Origin of the sequence: Streptomyces sp. 1331.2 (genome assembly GCF_900199205.1) — a bacterium.
Taxonomy (GTDB): domain Bacteria; phylum Actinomycetota; class Actinomycetes; order Streptomycetales; family Streptomycetaceae; genus Kitasatospora.
The window spans coordinates 2,941,455-2,956,711 of record NZ_OBMJ01000001.1; the positions used below are offsets into that span (position 1 = coordinate 2,941,455).

A 15,257-nucleotide genomic window follows, 5' to 3' on the forward strand; every position below is an offset into this window, starting at 1 on the left:
GGACGCATGACTCCCCAGCAGCCGACCGCGGCCCTCCCGGACGCCTCGACCAACCCGGTCCAGGCGAAACTGGAGGCGCCGCTGTCGCTGCGCGAGCGCAAGAAGCTGAAGACCCGCCAGAGCATCCGCCGCGAGGCGTACCGGCTGTTCTCCGAGCAGGGCTACGAGAACACCACCGTGGAGCAGATCGCCGCCGCCGCCGAGGTCTCCCCCTCCACCTTCTTCCGCTACTTCGCGACCAAGGAGGACCTGGTCCTCTCCGACGAGTACGATCCGGCGATGGTCGCCGCCCTGCTGGAGCGGCCCGCCGACGAACCCTTCCTGACCTCCTGCCGGGAGGCCATGACCAGCCTGGTCCGCGAACTGCTCCAGCATGAGCGCGAGGAGCTGTTCACCCGGATGCGGCTGGTCACCGAGGTCCCCGCGCTGCGCGCCGGACTCCATCGCGCCGGCAACAACCCGCAGGAGCTGTTCCTCGCCGTGCTCACCCGGCGGGCCGGCGTCGAGGAGCCCACGTACGACATGCGGGTCACCTCCGCCGTCATCGCCGCGGCCACCGCCGAAGCCCTCCTGCAGTGGGCTGCCGCCGGGGGGCGGGAGTCCATCGCGGACCTGGTCGACCACACCTTCGGCCTGCTGGAGAGCGGCTTCGCCGGCGTCTGAGACTTGGGTCTGAGACCGGACTCTGAGACCGGCGTCTGAGCCCCAGGCCCCGACGGACAGGCAGCGGGGTCCGGCCGGCCGGACCCCGCTCCCCCTTCACCCGCGGCGGACGCCCGTCCTCCGCCGCAGGACGGCGCCCGCGCCCACCAGCGCGGTGGCCCCCAGGGCCGCGGCCGCCGTCACGGCCGGCAGCACCGATCCGCCGCCCGCCGCCGGTTCCGCTGCGGCCACCGGCTGCGCGGCGGCGTCCACCTGGGCGGCGTCCACCTGGTAGCCGCCGCCCTTGCCCGCCCGGTCGTACGCCGACCCGGGCAGCTTGTCCCCGTACCGCTGGTGCACCAACTGCTGGTACGCGGCCAGCGACACCCCGCCCGCGCCCACCGAACGCCGGGCCTCGTCGTCCAGCGGCAGCACCCGGCCGTCGCGCAGCACGTACCAGGCGTTGACCTGCGGCTCGCGGAAGGCGGTACCGCCGCCGCTGTCCGCCGCCTTCGCCGCGTAGTCGCTCTCGTCGCCGCCCGAGGCGATGTTGACCACCCGCCAGGCCTCGCCCTGCCGGACCGTCCAGACCGAGGCGGTCTGCCCGTCCGCCGCGACCACCTTGCTGGCGGTGAACTCGGCCTTCGCCACCGGAGCACCCGGCGTCCCGGCCACGAAGCCCGCGTCCAGCACGTACACCGGCACCGTGTCACCGGCCAGCCGCGGCGCCGACGCGCTCGCCGCCCGCGCCTCCTCGGCGGCACCGATGGTCAGCTGCTGGGTCGGTGGGACGCCCTTGCGGGCGAAGAAGTGGCCGACCTTGTCGAGGACGGCCGGATCCTGGACCGCGCTGCGAGCCTGGTCCAGTTCGGCGGCGGGCAGCGGGGCCGGGGCGGCGGCCGCCGGAGCCTGCGCGTCGGGCTGCGCGGCCGGAGCGTCGGCGTGCGCGGCCGGGGCGAGCACCAGCGCGAGGCCGGCGGTGAGCAGGGCGCCGGCGGCGGCCCGACGGAGACTACTGAGCTCGGTCATGGTCGCCCCTCACGCGCCGATCCGGTACAGGGAGTGGGTCCACGAGAACGTGTCGTTGTTCACGTAGTACCAGTAATCCGCCCAGTTGTAGCGGTAGTTGGACGGCCACGGGTCACCCCAGTAGACCCAGTTGTTGCCGGCGTCGTAGCCGTAGAGGACGTGCATGTGCCCGCCGCCGGAGCTCCACTGGATGCGGGTCTCCATCGGCCGGTTGGCGTCCACCTCGGTCTGAACGGTGGTGTAGCGCAGATAACCCGTGACGTAGGAGCCCGGGTTGATGCCGACCCAGCTCAGCCCGTTCTGCACGTCGGCCAGCGTGGCCTGGCTGTTGGGGCAGCTGGAGTTGGTCGAGCGGCCGAACGCCGCGTTGCAGAACTGGTTCTGGCTGTAGCTGTAGCCGAACCAGGTCGCGATGGTGTTCCCGCTCGCCGCCCAGCACCAGTTCGTCTGCTGTTGCTGCTGCATGGTGATGTTGAGCTTCTTGAAGGTGCCGGCCAGATCGGCCGTGCTCCCGGGAGCGGCGGCCTGGCGGACCTGGTGGGGGGCCCGGTCCTGCGTGGGGGTGGCAACCGCGGGCGCCGCCACCGCGGCGGTGAGCGCCGGGCCCAGCACGCCGAGGGCGAGCACCGAGACCGCACGGCGCAGCCGTATCCGTGGAACTTGCATGGGGGAATTGCCTCCTTGCACAAGTGCAGTGAGTGCTGTGTGGGGGTGCGGTCCGGATCGCGCCCCGAGCATCGCGCCTCACCCGAGACCGGTCAACGGGCTTGGCGGAAGCCCAGGTTCAGGTGTGAACGGTCGCGATCCGGTGTGAACGAGGCCCCGGAAACCCCCGCGCACCACGGCCCGGACGGTGACAAACCGCCACTCTGATGTGAATATTCACGGTCAAAAGCCGGTCAGCCCGCTTTCCCCTCCGAGGAGGCCGCCATCCAACGCAGCGACCACCCCGACCTCGCCGCCGCCCTGCGCACCGGCCCGTTCCACCTCGCCCTGCGCACCGCCATCAGCGCCCGCGGCCTCGCGCTGCACCGGATCCGCCGCCACCTCGCCCTGCGCGGCGTCAACGTCGGTCTCACCAGCCTCAGTTACTGGCAGCAGGGCCGCCGCCGCCCCGAACGCCCCGAATCCCTGCGCGCCGTCGCCGCCCTCGAAGACGTCCTCGACCTGCCCGAGCACTCCCTCACCCGGCTGCTCGGCCCCCGCCGCGCCGCCGACACCACCCCGGCCGGCCCGCCCGTACGCCCCTACCGCGACCTCATCTCACCGGCCACCGCCGTCGACGACCTGCTCACCGCCCTCGCCGGCCCACGGGACACCGGCCTGCACACCGTCACCCACATCGAACGCATCCGCATCGGCCCCGACCGCCAACTCACCCGCCGCGACTCCCAACACGCCCTGCGCGCCCACCGCGACGGCATCGACCGCTACCTCGCCCTCTACCAGGGCGACCCGGGCAGCGACATCACCACGGTCGGCGTCCGCGCCGAGGAGAACTGCCGCCCCGGCCGCATCCGCCGCGACCAGGCTCACCACCTGCTCGCCGCCGAACTCCTCCTCGACCGCCGCCTCCGCGCCGGCGACACCCACCTGCTCGGCTACGGCTTCGACGACGCCCCCTCCCCCGACCCCAGCTGCGAGTACGTCCGCGGGTTCCACTCCGGCGCCGGCCAGTACGTCCTCCAGGTCACCTTCCACCCCGCCGCCCTCCCCGTCCGCTGCCACCGCTTCGCCCTCCACTCACCGGGCGAAGAACCGTACGAAACCGAGGAGTTGACCCTGGACGGCCACCACTGCGTCCACCTGGTCGCCACAGCGCTGCAGCCGTGCATCCTGGGGATCCGGTGGGACTGGGAGTGAGGGGGTCAGTGCGACCAGTACGGATCGGTCACCGGGTCGGTGATCACGTAGCCCCTGGCGTCGCGCGGTGTCCTGGCGAGCGGGGACACGGGCTCGTACTCGTGGGCCGGCTGGTACAGCACATTGGAGACTTCTGCCCTGATGTTCACCAGGTAGGTCGAATCCTGCTGCGCTTTCGCGTAGAGCGTCAGGAGCGTCTCCCCGCCCACGTGCCCGATCCCGTCCAGGGCCTGGATCTCACCGGCGGGGTCCGAGCGATCGACAACTCGGCTCCCCAAGGCCTTCCAGGTTTCGGTCACCTGATCCATCAGATGCGGCAGCTTCGCCCGCGACACCACGGTCCGCGCGGTGACGATCTCGGTGACGTCCGATCGCATGCTCGGCTCGCCGTCCCAGAGATCGTGCTTCCTCATCACCTCGAAGTCGGCCCCCGCATAGGCGAGTGAAGGTGAGATCCCGTCCATGGTGGCGCGCAGGACTCGGTCGATCCGGCTCTTCGCCTCGCTCGTGCCCAGTCGGCCCGGTCTGTCGGCCAGTGCCAACGGCCCGTATCCGTTGGAGAACAACACCGCACCGACAGACACCAGGACGACGAACGACAGCACGATCGAACCGATCACCTTCCAGCGGGCCGTCATCGGCCCTCCGTCACGTGGACGTCGTCGGGCCTGCCCGAGATGATGGCGGCGATGTTGCCCAGCGAGGGGCCGCCGGTCTCCGGAGCCAGGTACTTGGTGTGCATCCCGAAGTCCACCCAGCTCCCCGACTTGCTCCAGCCGTCGACGGTGAAGCGCTTCGCCCCGAAGGAGTCGCTTGCCGGATCCCTCCCGTACCAGAGGTCGTGCGGGTCGGCTCCGATCAGTCCGCCGAAGGGCCAGGGCGCCAACTGGGTCTTCGGCGAGGGGAGCTGGGTGACCGGGTCGTTGGCGGCCGCGCCCGCCCACACATGGCCGGCGGGCATGCCCAGGTCCGCGGCGTGCTTCACGCCCACACCGGGACTGCCGATGATCACCACGTCGTCCGGCAGCGTGTAGTTCCCCTGGTGGGCGGCCATCTTCGTGGCCTGTCCGACGAGGAGCGAGCCGTAACTGTGCCCGATCGAGGTGATGTGCGGGCACTGGCCGCTCGTGTTGGCCGCCCGGAGCCCGGTGACGAACCTCGCGTAGTCGGGTGCTCCCTTGAGCGCCCGCTCGGGCGTCGTCGCCGTGACGTCGATGTCCGGCGGGTCGTAACCGAGCCAGATGATGGACGCCACCGATCCGCCGGGTTTGACCTTCTTGTTGGCCTCGCGCCAGACGTTCAACGCGTTCTCCGCCTCGTTGGTCCCGGGCGTGGTTCCCGGCTTCGCCATACCGAGCGAGTCGGGGGTCGTGGTGATTCCGGGCACGTAGGACGAAATGTCGGTGGCGGTGTCAGGGTTGCCGAAGGACAGGATCGCGCGGCCCTGGCCTTCGGCGCCGATGCCGATCAGGTAGGTGTGCGGACGGCCGTCCGTCGCCTCGGAGTCCTGCTTCAGACGTTCCCGAATGGGTTCGAGCTTCTTGTACTCCGCCTCCTCATCCTTCGTGCGAGGACGCCCCAGGTTGTCGAGGTCGTGGATCCGCTTCTCCAGGTACGCCCGGTTGACCTGGTCCCGCACCTCCGCCGGGATGCCGTCCAGGTTCCCGACCTTCTCCGGGTGGTGGTCGATGAACCACTGCCGGCCCGCCGGGTCGAGGCCGTTCCACCAGCGGTTGACCTCCGTCGGCGGCGCCCCCGCCGCCGGCATGTCCCTCAGGTACGGCGAGTTCGGCCCGTTCGCCGCCTTCTGGTCGGCCTCGGCGACCGCGAGGGTCAGGCCCGACTTTCCGGTGGCGTGCTGGGCGAAGCCCCTGAGCAGCGCGGCCAGTGCCTGGTCGGCCGTCCCCGCCTCGGTGAGGGCGGCGCCGATCCGCGTGGCGATGTCCTCGGCCGCCGTCTTCTGCTTCGCCTCCCAGCTCGCGTCCACCGGGCCGGTCGGCGCGGGCCAGCTCACCGCGCCGGTGTCGCTGACGGTCAGGCCCTTCGCCGCTGCGTCGGTGAGGGCCTGCCGGAGCTTCGACTGGGCGAGGCCGAAGAGGTCGGCGTAGTCCCGCAGGGTCTGGCCGACGGTGGCCAGTTCGATGTCGGCGGCGTGCAGTTGGGTGGTCGTCGCGTCCAGCGAGGGAATGGCGGCATCGGCGGCCGGTCCGCTCCAACCGGAGGCGTGGACCCGGTCGGTGGTTCCGCTCTTCCAGTCGGCGGTGTGCTGCGCGTACGCCTTGTGCAGCGCGTCGTAGGCGTCGCCCGCCGCGTGCAGGTCCTCCGGTTTGGCGTTCTTCAGGCTCGCCAGGGCGAGACGGTTCCCTGCTAACTTCTGATCCGGATCAGCCATGAGTGCTCCCCCCAGTACTCACCGCTACCATAGCCCACGACTGCCACAGCGACTCCGGGGGGACACCATGGCGGACGGCAACGGATTCACCGTCAAACCGGGCGAGTTGACGGCCGCCGGGAACAACGCGCTGACGGTGGCCGGGAAAGTCCCGGACGAGACCGCCAAGTTGGCGGAGCCCAGCGACAAGGCCGCCGGGAGCCTGGCGGGTTGGCAGAGCGGGGTGGCGCTGCAGGGGTGCAGCACCGCCTGGAAGACGCTGCTGGACGGGCTCTCCGGCGACATGAAGACTGCCGGCGGCAACCTGATCACCTGCGCCCAGACCTACGTGAACGCCGACCACCTGCCTGGGGCGCCCACCGCGACGGGCGTCAGCGACCCGTTCCGGACGAAGGTGATCGGCGTCCATCCCACCAAGGACGCGTAAGTCCCCTACCGCGCCCGGAAGTCCACGATCAGGCAGTCCTCCACCGGCAGGTACCCGATCTGCTGGTAGATCGAGTTGCTGGTCGGGTTGGAGAGGTCGGTGTACAGCAGCACCTCCTCTGCTCCCTGGGTGAGGACGTAGGCGGAGGCGGCGGCCGTGACGGCGCTGCCGTAGCCGCGACCCCGGCGGTCGGTGGGCGTGTAGACCAGGCCGATGCGGGACATCCCGGCGAGCACCGGGGTGCTGGCGGCGAGGGCGACCGGGCGGCCCTCGTCCTCCCACAGGTGGAGTCCGCCGGCGGCGATCCGCTCGTCCACCGCCCTTGGCACGTTCGGCAGTTCGACCTTCGCCTCGGCGCCGAACTCCCGGTACCAGCGGATCGCCAGGTCACGGTCGGCCGGTCCGGCCAGTCGGTGACGGCCCGCGGGCGGCCGCGGCGGGTCGGTCAACTCGCCGAGTCGGTACAGCCGTTCGTCGACCCGCACGGACTGCTCGGTGCCGGTGGCGGCCGTCCAGGCCGCGGCGAAGGCGCGGACCGTGTCCGCCGCGGCGCCGACCCCGGTCACAGTGGTGAACCCGGGCCCGGCGGCGGCCAGTTCGACCGCCAGCTCGGCCGCCGCGTCCTCCGGCATGAAGGAGAGCCGGGGGTCGAACGGGGGCGTCTGCAGGAAGGCGCCGCCGACCGGACCACCGTCCCGGAAATCGTCGAGGGAGGTGCTGAAAGTCCAGGTCATGGCCCATGTTCGCCCCGGCCGGCCCACACCCGCCAACGATTGTTCGCACCCCTTCCGGCTCCCCGCTCCCGCTCCCCGGTCGCTCGGCCCCCCGCTACTCGACCGCCACGCCCAGCCGCTCCGCCAACGCCGCCGCGTCGGTGGTCGGCGCGTCGCAGGCGAAGTGCCGGCACACGTACGCCGCCGGCGCCCCGCCGACCAGCGGCCGGTCCGCCAGCAGCGGCACCTCGGCGTCCGTCCCGGAGCCCGGCTCGCCCACCGCGATGACCGCCCCCGGCGCCGTCCCGAGCAGCGCGGCCCGCCGCAGCGCCGCGGTGGCCGGGTCGTCGGCCGGGCCGACCACGGCGACCTCGCGCGGCCCGTCGAGCAGCGCCTCGGCGACGGCGAGGCCCCAGCCGATGAACCGCGGCGCCCGCCCGGCGAGCGCGCCGACCACGCCGAGGGCCCGTTCGGCGGCCGTCCGGTGCCGGTCGGAGCCGGTGTACGCGGCGTACGTGAGCAGCGCGCCGGCGGCGGCCGTCCAACCGGACGGGGTGGCGTTGTCGGTCGGGTCCTGCGGGCGGCGGATCAGTTTCTCGGCGTCGTCGGCGGTGTCGTAGAGCGCGCCGGAGGCCTCGTCGGTGAAGTGCTTGAGGACGGTGTCGAGCAGGCCGCCGGCGAGCTGCAGCCACTCCGCGGCGCCGGTGACGGCGTACAGCGCGAGGAAGCCCTCAGCGGTGTCCGCGTAGTCCTCCAGGACGCCCGCGTTGGCACCGGCCCGGCCGTCCCGGGAGGTGCGCAGCAGCCGGCCGTCGGGGGTGAGGTGGACGGCGAGCAGCAGGTCGGCGGCGCGCTCGGCGGCCTCGACCAGGTCGGGGCGCTCCAGCAGGGCGCCGGTCTCGGCGAGCGCGGCGATGGCGAGGCCGTTCCAGGCGGCGACGACCTTGTCGTCCCGCGCGGGCGCGGGCCGGGCCGCCCGGGCGTCGAGCATCCGGGCCCGGATCGCCTCGTACTCCGCGAATGCCTCTGCGAAGGCTCCGGTGGACTCTCCCGGCTCGGCCAGGAGTTGGAGGACGGAGGTGCCGTGCTCGAACGTCCCGTCCGCCGTCACCGAGAACAGTCGGGCGGCGGTGGCCGCGTCGGCGGGGCCGAGCAGGTCGACCAACTGCCCGGGCTCCCAGACGTAGTACGCCCCCTCGACGGAGGTTCCGGTCTCCTCGTCCAGGCTGTCGGCGTCCAGCGCGGAGGCGAACGCGCCTTCGGGGGTGCGGAGTTCGCGCAGCAGGAAGTCCGCCGTCGACAGCGCGACCCGCCGCGCGAGCTGATCGCCGGTGGCCCGCCACAGGTGCAGGTAGGCGCGCAGCAGCAGGGCGTTGTCGTACAGCATCTTCTCGAAGTGCGGCACGACCCAGCCGGCGTCCACCGAGTACCGGGCGAAGCCGCCGCCGAGCTGGTCGTGGATGCCGCCGCGGGCCATCGCCTCGCCGGTGCGGACGGCCATCTCCAGCGCCGCCTGCGAGCCGGTGCGCGCGTGGTGGCGCAGCAGGAACTCGATCACCATGGCCGGCGGGAACTTGGGCGCGCCGCCGAAGCCGCCGCGGGCCTGGTCGAACTCCCGGGTGAGCGTCACCAGCGCCTGGTGCAGGTCGGCCTCGCCGGGCGGGTTGTGGGCGCCGGCGGAGTAGACCGCGGCCCGTTCGGCGAGGTCGGCGCGGATCCGCCCGGCGACCTCCGCGACCTCCTGCCGTCGGTCCCGCCACGCCGCGTCCACGCCCTCCAGCACCTGGCGGAAGGACGGCATGCCGTGCCGGGGCGCCGGCGGGAAGTAAGTCCCGAAGTAGAACGGCTCCTTGTCGGGCGTGAGGAACACCGTCATCGGCCATCCGCCCTGCCCGGTGGCGGCCTGCACGGCCTCCATGTACACGGCGTCGACGTCCGGCCGCTCCTCCCGGTCGACCTTCACCGCGACGAACCGCTCGTTCAGGTATCCGGCGAGCCCGGCGTCCTCGAAGCTCTCGTGCGCCATCACGTGGCACCAGTGAATTAGCAGAAGCATAAGTGGCAGGACGCATAGCCCACACTCAAGAGAATGGGCACGTCCCGCCGCTTGGCTTCATTGATCGCCTCCTCTCCCCATGGCCACCAATCCACCGGATTGGAGGCGTGCTGGAGCAGGTATGGCGACGTCGCGTCAGCGAGTCGGTTCATGTCGCTATCGTCCCACGACCGGAAGCATCCACCTATGCCATCCGCGCGGTAGCTCCGAGCGTCTGAAAGCCGCGAGCTCGGCCGCCCTCGCGGCCGAATGTCCGCAGCGACTCACGACGTCAGGCACGCCCGCACAGTGGCAGTCCTCGTCGCGGACCAGAAGTCGCCTGCTACCCGGCGAGCGTGGGGCGCCCGGGGGTGCGGCGGCGGTCAGCAGAGCTCCGGTCGTCACGACCGGCGGCAGCGCGGGTACCGGCGGTGCGGGCCGGGCGGCCGTAGCGGCTCCGGCCGGCGGAGGGGTTGCGCCGTGGCCGTTCGACGACGGGGTCGGCGATCACAGTGGGGATGCCGGTGGGGGTGCGGGCGCCGGTGATGCGAGCCAGCTCCTCGCCGCCCGCACTGACCTTGGTGGTCACGGGGGTGATGGCCGCCTTGGCCATCAGGCGGGCCATCTCGCGGCGCTGGGCGGGCAGCACCAGGGTCACGACGGTCCCGGACTCGCCGGCGCGGGCGGTCCGGCCGCCCCGGTGGAGGTAGTCCTTGTGGTCGCTCGGCGGGTCCAGGTTGACGACGAGGTCCAGCCCGTCGACGTGGATTCCGCGGGCGGCGACGTTGGTCGCGATCAGCGCCGTCACCTCGCCGGAGCGAAACTGCTCCAGGGTGCGGGTGCGCTGGGGCTGGGACTTGCCGCCGTGCAGGGCCGCGGCCTTCACGCCGTTCGTGAGCAGGTACTCCACCAGGCGGTCCGCACCGTGCTTGGTGTCGATGAACATGATCACCCCGCCCTCGCGGGAGGCGATGTGGGCGATCGTGGCGTCCTTGTCGAAGGACTGCACCCCCAGCACGTGGTGCTCCATCGTGCTGACAGCCGCGGTCGACGGGTCCACCGAGTGCGTGACCGGGTCATCGAGGAACCGCCGCACCAGCCGGTCCACGTTGCGGTCCAGGGTCGCGGAGAACAGCATCGTCTGACCGTCTTCGGCGACCTGCTCAAGAAGCTCGGTGACCTGGGGAAGGAAGCCCATGTCGGCCATCTGGTCGGCCTCGTCCAGCACCGTGACTCCGACCTGGTGCAGTTCGCAGTCGCCTCGCTGGATCAGGTCCTTCAACCGCCCCGGGGTGGCCACAACGACCTCCGCCCCGCGGTTCAGCATCCGTGCCTGCCCGCCGATCGACATCCCGCCCACCACACTCGCCATCCGCAGCCGGAGAGCACGGGCAAAGGGAGTGAGCGCCTCGGTGACCTGCTGCGCCAACTCACGGGTCGGCACCAGCACCAACGCCAGCGGGCGGCGCGGCTCGGCCTTGCGCCCGGCGGTGCGGGCCAGCACCGCGAGCCCGAACGCGAGGGTCTTGCCCGAACCGGTCTGCCCGCGCCCCAGCACGTCGCGGCCTGCGAGCGAGTTCGGCAGCGTCGCCGCCTGGATCGGGAAGGGCACGGTGACGCCCTGGCGGACCAGGACCGACAGCAGCGCGTCGGGCAGGTCCAACCCCTCGAAGGACGTGACGGCCGGCAGCGCCGGGGAGGTGCTCGCCGGCATCGTGAACTCATCCCGACCGGTGGACCCTTGACGGTCGTTCATGCCAGAGGAGCGGCGGTGGGCGTTCTGATACGGGGAACGGCTGGAGCGGTTCATGCGGGAGACCTTCCTCGGAGCGGCGCGTCACGAGGAGGACTCGGCCGACGCAGGGCGACGGCGGAAGACCGCGAGGGAACGGGCCGGGAGATGCGATGGGTGGAGCGTGGACGGGAGAACCGTGCGGCACATCACCCACCGCGTGGGGTTCGCCGCGCAAGGCGGTAGCGGAGAACCACGGAATGCGCGGCGTCACGTGGTCAGGACGCGGCGCCAGGAGCGGCGCCGTGCGTCTCGCGTGAGTGGTCGGCGGTGACGGAACCGACAGGTTCCGGACGGCCGGGTGCGTTGTCGTGCGACGTGTGTTGTCGTGCGATGCCGAAGGGCCCGCACTGGCATGTAAGCAGTGCGGGCCCCTCGCTGCCAGGCGGGTGCCGTGGCGGTACTACAGCGGGCGAATGTTCTCGGCCTGCGGGCCCTTCTGGCCCTGCGTGACGTCGAACTCGACCTTCTGGCCCTCGAGCAGCTCACGGAAGCCGTTGGCCTGGATGTTCGAGAAGTGGGCGAAGACGTCGGGGCCGCCACCCTCCTGCTCGATGAAGCCGAAGCCCTTCTCCGAGTTGAACCACTTCACAGTGCCATTAGCCATAAAAAATCTCCTTCAAGGGGCAGTCCGAAGCGCGCGGACCGCGGACTTCGAGTACGCCGCATGGAGAACCCGCCCGGGGAAGAGCCGGGGGAACAAAAATGCGCCCGCAACACAGGCAGGCGCACACAAAGTTCATGGGAACCACTACTGCAACTGGTACGACTCTAGCAGGCCGGGGCCCGAAACGGGGGGATATTTCACCTCCGGTCCTGCGGGAGCCCGACCTCCGAGGGTATCCATTTCGAGTTTTCCGGCGCACACTGGCCGGAATGACAAATTACGCAGCACCTCGCCGCCCCTTGCCCACCAGCCCCTTCAAGCGCCAGGCGGAGGCAGCGCCGCGCAAGCACTTCGCCGTCGGCGACCGTGTCACCCACGACGGGTTCGGCCTCGGCCGGGTCATCGGTGTCGAGGGCGGTAGCGACATCGCCGTCCTCGTCGACTTCGGATCGCGGCAGGAACGCCTCACGCAGCCGTACACCGCGATGCACAGGCTCTGACCCCGGCCGTGCCGGCACCGGATTGCCGCAGGACCCGTGCGCCTTGGCGCTTCGGCGCCGGGACCCGATCTTCGCGCTCCTGAAGAGGTCGCGTGGGCGCGGCGCTACCTGGGGTGGTCGCGCCGGAGTTCGGCGTTGATGCGCAGGGCCTCTTCGAGCTGGTCTTCGAGGATGATGATGCGGCACGCCGCGTCGAGGGGGGTGCCCTGGTCGACGATCTCGCGGGCGCGGGCGGCGATGCGCAACTGGTAGCGGGAGTAGCGGCGGTGACCGCCGGCGGAGCGCTGCGGGGCGATGAGTTTGGCCTCGTCGAGGCTGCGGAGGAAGCCCGGCGTGGTGCCCAGGATCTCTGCGGCCCGGCCCATGGTGTAGGCGGGGTAGTCGTCGTCGTCGAACTTGCTCTCTGCGCTCACTGGGTCCTTTTTCGGGTCTGTGGCGTGGGTGGCCTGTTCCACCGGCACCTTCCTTCCTGGGAAACGGGTCGAGGGCCCCGGCGCGCTGTGCGCCGGGGCCCAGGGGTGTAGGGCTTCACTTCACCATCTACTGCACTACTGCTGCCGACCGTCGGGTCGGCCCGTAGTGTCCGCACCGCCCAGGGGATGGACGGGATGCGGGGATCGCGTATGCGTGACCGAGAACCACCTCTTCCATGACGTTCCATGACGATGGGTACTGCGGTGACCGCCCGGCAGTGAATGTGCGCCGGGGCGGGCGATCCGGCTGGGTGAACCCTTCCCTTCTCCTCTGTTGTACATCGTGCGAACTGCTGGGTACTGCGAACTGCTGGCGGCACCCGTCCTGCTGATACTGCGCGGTGCGAACCTCCGGTACTGCTGGAGGCCCGGCTCCCCGGGTGCTGCCGGTACTGCGTTCCTGCACGTGCGCGACCGCCACCGCCTCGGACCCCACGCACAACCGGGCCCGACGCGCCTGGCAGGTCACCCGCCCCCGCCGGACCCCTGCCATGACCGGGCCCCGCGGACTGACGACCTGCACGCCTCATGCATCACTGCTGTACCACCCGGGCAGTTCGTGTCTGCCCGTCCTGCTGTCCTGCTCTTCCAACACCAGGAACACTACACAGAGCACCGAGCAATGTCTACTCTCGCCGGAGCAGGTTTTCGCGCGGAGGCGGAGCACTAACGGTCGGAGCAGTCCAGGCCGGCAGCCTGCGGATGCTGCGAGAGGGCATCACGCAGGGCATGAGGTCGACGACGATGGCCTGTTCGGCCAGGCGCGCCAGCAGCCGGCTCAGGACCCTGTCGTCTCCGTCGCCGACGGCCGGCGGGGCGCACGTCGGCGGCGGCCGCACCGGGCCGCCAGATATCTCTCTCGGCCGCATCACATTTTCCCGCGCCCGATCACCGCTACGGGATCGGCACGGCCCGCCGGTGTCGGCGCGCGACGAGCCACAGCCGGAGTCCGTTCGGGGGCGGTCGTGCGCGTGTGCTGCGGCTGGAACTATCCTCTGGGGGCATGTCGAACCCTGATGCGCTGCTCGTCGAGATCGCCGCGATGGTGGAGTCCGAGCACAGCAACCAGATGCCCCTGACCGTGGTCGTTCCGGGCGCGGTCATCACCGGGCGCCTGGCGCCGGAGAGCCTGTGGCACGAGCGGGTCGCCGAAGTCCTGTCGGCCTCGGACCACTTGAAGCCGTTCGCCGCACTGTTCTCGAACCCCGCAGGCCGCGGCACCGGCGATATCGGTGATGGCACCTCACACCCAGCTCGGCCGACGCACCTGCACCTGCACGTCGCCCGAATCCTGCAAGGCAGCTACGGGCTGCCGCACACCGGAGGCATGTACCGCATCTCCATCGCCGACATCAGCAGCTGGACCGTGGGGGACCTCAGCTACACCGACCAATGACGCGCCCTCCCGGGATCGTCGGCGCCCGGGCCTGATCGTCGCCGCCTGCGCCGAGTGGGGGCACAGCACGCGGAGTGCCCCCGTCCTCGCGCACCGGCACGAGGCGGGGGCCGGGGACTCACTCCTTCGGAGCCTCCGGCTCCTCCACGAAGTCGACCTTCTTGAACTGCCGGTTCATCGACTTGGCCAGGAACCAGGTCGCCACGCCGAGGGCGGCGAAGACGACGAAGCCGAGGAGACCGGGGGTGACCTTGGCGTCGTCGACGGCGAGGTCGGCGGCGAGGCTGATGAGGTTCACGGGGGCGCTCATATCTCTATGGTGGCCCGGCTCACGGGGAGCCGGGCCATCGGGGGGTGGTTCAGTCGCGCGTGTCGGCGGCCTCGGCCGCCACGGTGGGGGTGCGCAGGCCGGCGAACAGGTCGTCCTCCGGCAGGTCCACGTCGACCAGGGTACGGGCGAGCTCGTAGTCCTCGGTGGGCCACACCTCGCGCTGGACCTCCAGCGGGACGCGGAACCACGGGCCGTCCGGGTCGATCTGGGTGGCGTGGGCGATCAGCGCGCGGTCGCGGGTCTCGAACCAGTCGTCGCAGCGGACCCGAGTGGTGATCTCCCGCTCCTTGCGGCCGCTCTTCTCCCAGCCCTCGATCCACTCGCCGTACGGCGACTCGTGGCCGTGCTCGGTGAGGTACTGGTGCAGGGCGCGGATGCGGCCCATCGGGAAGCCGTGGTTGTAGTAGACCTTGAGCGGCTGCCAGGGCTCGCCGGCCTCGGGGTAGGCGTCCGGGTCGCCCGCGGCGTCGAAGGCCAGCATGGTGATCTTGTGGGTCATGATGTGGTCCGGGTGCGGGTAGCCGCCGTTCTCGTCGTAGGTCGTGATGACCTGCGGCTTGAACTCGCGGATCAGCCGGACCAGCGGCTCGGCCGCCTCCTTCACGTCCTGCAGGGCGAAGCAGCCCTCCGGCAGCGGGGGCAGCGGGTCACCCTCGGGCAGCCCGGAGTCCACGAAGCCCAGCCAGGCCTGCTTGACGCCGAGGATGGCGCGCGCCTCGTCCATCTCCTTGCGCCGGACCTCGTGGATGTTCTCCTCGATGTACGGGTCCCCCTGGAGCTTGGGGTTGAGGACCGACCCGCGCTCGCCCCCCGTGCAGGTGGCCACCAGCACGTCCACACCCTGTTCGACGTACATGGCCATGGTGGCCGCGCCCTTGCTGGACTCGTCGTCCGGGTGGGCGTGCACCGCCATCAGTCGCAACTGCTCAGTCAACGCCTTGCGTTCCTTCCACATCCTCGGGCGTTCCGCGAAGTCCGGGTCGCCCACCACCGTACGAACCGCTCACTTCGGGGCCGCGTCGCCGCGGGGCCGACCCGCGCGAACCGCCGACCGGAC

General features: G+C 71.3%; 15 protein-coding genes and 1 pseudogene. 5 read left to right on the top strand and 11 right to left on the bottom strand.

What is annotated here, in order from left to right:
- Nucleotides 1-6: 6 nt before the first annotated feature.
- The gene (locus CRP52_RS12345) at nucleotides 7-663 is read left to right on the top strand and encodes a TetR family transcriptional regulator (RefSeq protein ID WP_097236443.1); all 657 of its coding nucleotides are present in this window, start codon (nucleotides 7-9) and stop codon (nucleotides 661-663) included.
- A 96-nt stretch (nucleotides 664-759) separates the two neighbouring features.
- Here CRP52_RS12345 and CRP52_RS12350 read toward each other — a convergent pair whose 3' ends face one another.
- A complete protein-coding gene (locus CRP52_RS12350) occupies nucleotides 760-1,671 on the bottom strand; it encodes a hypothetical protein (protein WP_097236444.1) in 912 nt (303 codons plus the stop codon).
- Between the two features lie 9 nt (nucleotides 1,672-1,680).
- Nucleotides 1,681-2,337 carry a papain-like cysteine protease family protein gene (locus tag CRP52_RS12355; RefSeq protein ID WP_097236445.1) on the bottom strand — a complete coding sequence of 219 codons (657 nt, stop codon included), beginning with the start codon at nucleotides 2,335-2,337 and terminating at the stop codon, nucleotides 1,681-1,683.
- 264 nt (nucleotides 2,338-2,601) lie between these two features.
- On the opposite strand from CRP52_RS12355, the gene CRP52_RS39475 reads away from it, so the two are divergent.
- Complete coding sequence (locus CRP52_RS39475; protein ID WP_097236446.1) at nucleotides 2,602-3,534, top strand: hypothetical protein; 933 nt, start codon at nucleotides 2,602-2,604, stop codon at nucleotides 3,532-3,534.
- 5 nt (nucleotides 3,535-3,539) lie between these two features.
- Here the strand turns inward: CRP52_RS39475 and CRP52_RS12365 are convergent, their stop codons facing one another.
- Complete coding sequence (locus CRP52_RS12365; RefSeq protein WP_097236447.1) at nucleotides 3,540-4,172, bottom strand: hypothetical protein; 633 nt, start codon at nucleotides 4,170-4,172, stop codon at nucleotides 3,540-3,542.
- Nucleotides 4,169-5,926, bottom strand: coding sequence for an alpha/beta hydrolase (locus tag CRP52_RS12370; protein ID WP_097236448.1), 1,758 nt, complete (start codon nucleotides 5,924-5,926; stop codon nucleotides 4,169-4,171). The genes CRP52_RS12365 and CRP52_RS12370 overlap by 4 nt, the downstream gene beginning before the upstream one ends.
- 67 nt (nucleotides 5,927-5,993) lie before the next feature.
- Here CRP52_RS12370 and CRP52_RS12375 point away from each other — a divergent pair, with 67 nt between their 5' ends.
- On the top strand, nucleotides 5,994-6,353 hold the full coding sequence (locus tag CRP52_RS12375) for a hypothetical protein (protein WP_097236449.1): 360 nt from the start codon (nucleotides 5,994-5,996) through the stop codon (nucleotides 6,351-6,353).
- Nucleotides 6,354-6,358: 5 nt separating this feature from the next.
- Here CRP52_RS12375 and CRP52_RS12380 read toward each other — a convergent pair whose 3' ends face one another.
- From CRP52_RS12380 to CRP52_RS12395, 4 genes and pseudogenes are all read right to left on the bottom strand, one after another.
- A complete protein-coding gene (locus CRP52_RS12380) occupies nucleotides 6,359-7,087 on the bottom strand; it encodes a GNAT family N-acetyltransferase (protein WP_097236450.1) in 729 nt (242 codons plus the stop codon).
- Between the two features lie 94 nt (nucleotides 7,088-7,181).
- Nucleotides 7,182-9,274, bottom strand: a pseudogene (locus CRP52_RS12385) (thioredoxin domain-containing protein).
- A gap of 170 nt (nucleotides 9,275-9,444) precedes the next feature.
- Entirely contained in the window at nucleotides 9,445-10,911 is a 1,467-nt protein-coding gene (locus tag CRP52_RS12390; RefSeq protein ID WP_097236451.1) for a DEAD/DEAH box helicase, read from the bottom strand.
- 385 nt (nucleotides 10,912-11,296) lie between these two features.
- The gene (locus CRP52_RS12395) at nucleotides 11,297-11,500 is read right to left on the bottom strand and encodes a cold-shock protein (RefSeq protein WP_097236452.1); all 204 of its coding nucleotides are present in this window, start codon (nucleotides 11,498-11,500) and stop codon (nucleotides 11,297-11,299) included.
- Between the two features lie 269 nt (nucleotides 11,501-11,769).
- On the opposite strand from CRP52_RS12395, the gene CRP52_RS12400 reads away from it, so the two are divergent.
- Nucleotides 11,770-12,000 (top strand): hypothetical protein, encoded by a 231-nt coding sequence (locus CRP52_RS12400; protein ID WP_097236453.1) that lies wholly within the window; start codon nucleotides 11,770-11,772, stop codon nucleotides 11,998-12,000.
- A 104-nt stretch (nucleotides 12,001-12,104) separates the two neighbouring features.
- Here CRP52_RS12400 and CRP52_RS12405 read toward each other — a convergent pair whose 3' ends face one another.
- Nucleotides 12,105-12,365, bottom strand: coding sequence for a helix-turn-helix domain-containing protein (locus CRP52_RS12405; protein ID WP_097240037.1), 261 nt, complete (start codon nucleotides 12,363-12,365; stop codon nucleotides 12,105-12,107).
- A gap of 1,111 nt (nucleotides 12,366-13,476) precedes the next feature.
- Here CRP52_RS12405 and CRP52_RS12410 point away from each other — a divergent pair.
- Nucleotides 13,477-13,869: a hypothetical protein gene (locus CRP52_RS12410; protein ID WP_097236454.1), complete on the top strand. Its 393-nt coding sequence runs from the start codon at nucleotides 13,477-13,479 to the stop codon at nucleotides 13,867-13,869.
- 118 nt (nucleotides 13,870-13,987) lie between these two features.
- Here the strand turns inward: CRP52_RS12410 and CRP52_RS12415 are convergent, their stop codons facing one another.
- The gene (locus CRP52_RS12415) at nucleotides 13,988-14,179 is read right to left on the bottom strand and encodes a hypothetical protein (RefSeq protein ID WP_097236455.1); all 192 of its coding nucleotides are present in this window, start codon (nucleotides 14,177-14,179) and stop codon (nucleotides 13,988-13,990) included.
- Nucleotides 14,180-14,228: 49 nt separating this feature from the next.
- On the bottom strand, nucleotides 14,229-15,134 hold the full coding sequence (gene mca, locus CRP52_RS12420; RefSeq protein WP_097240038.1) for a mycothiol conjugate amidase Mca: 906 nt from the start codon (nucleotides 15,132-15,134) through the stop codon (nucleotides 14,229-14,231).
- Nucleotides 15,135-15,257 lie beyond the last annotated feature (123 nt).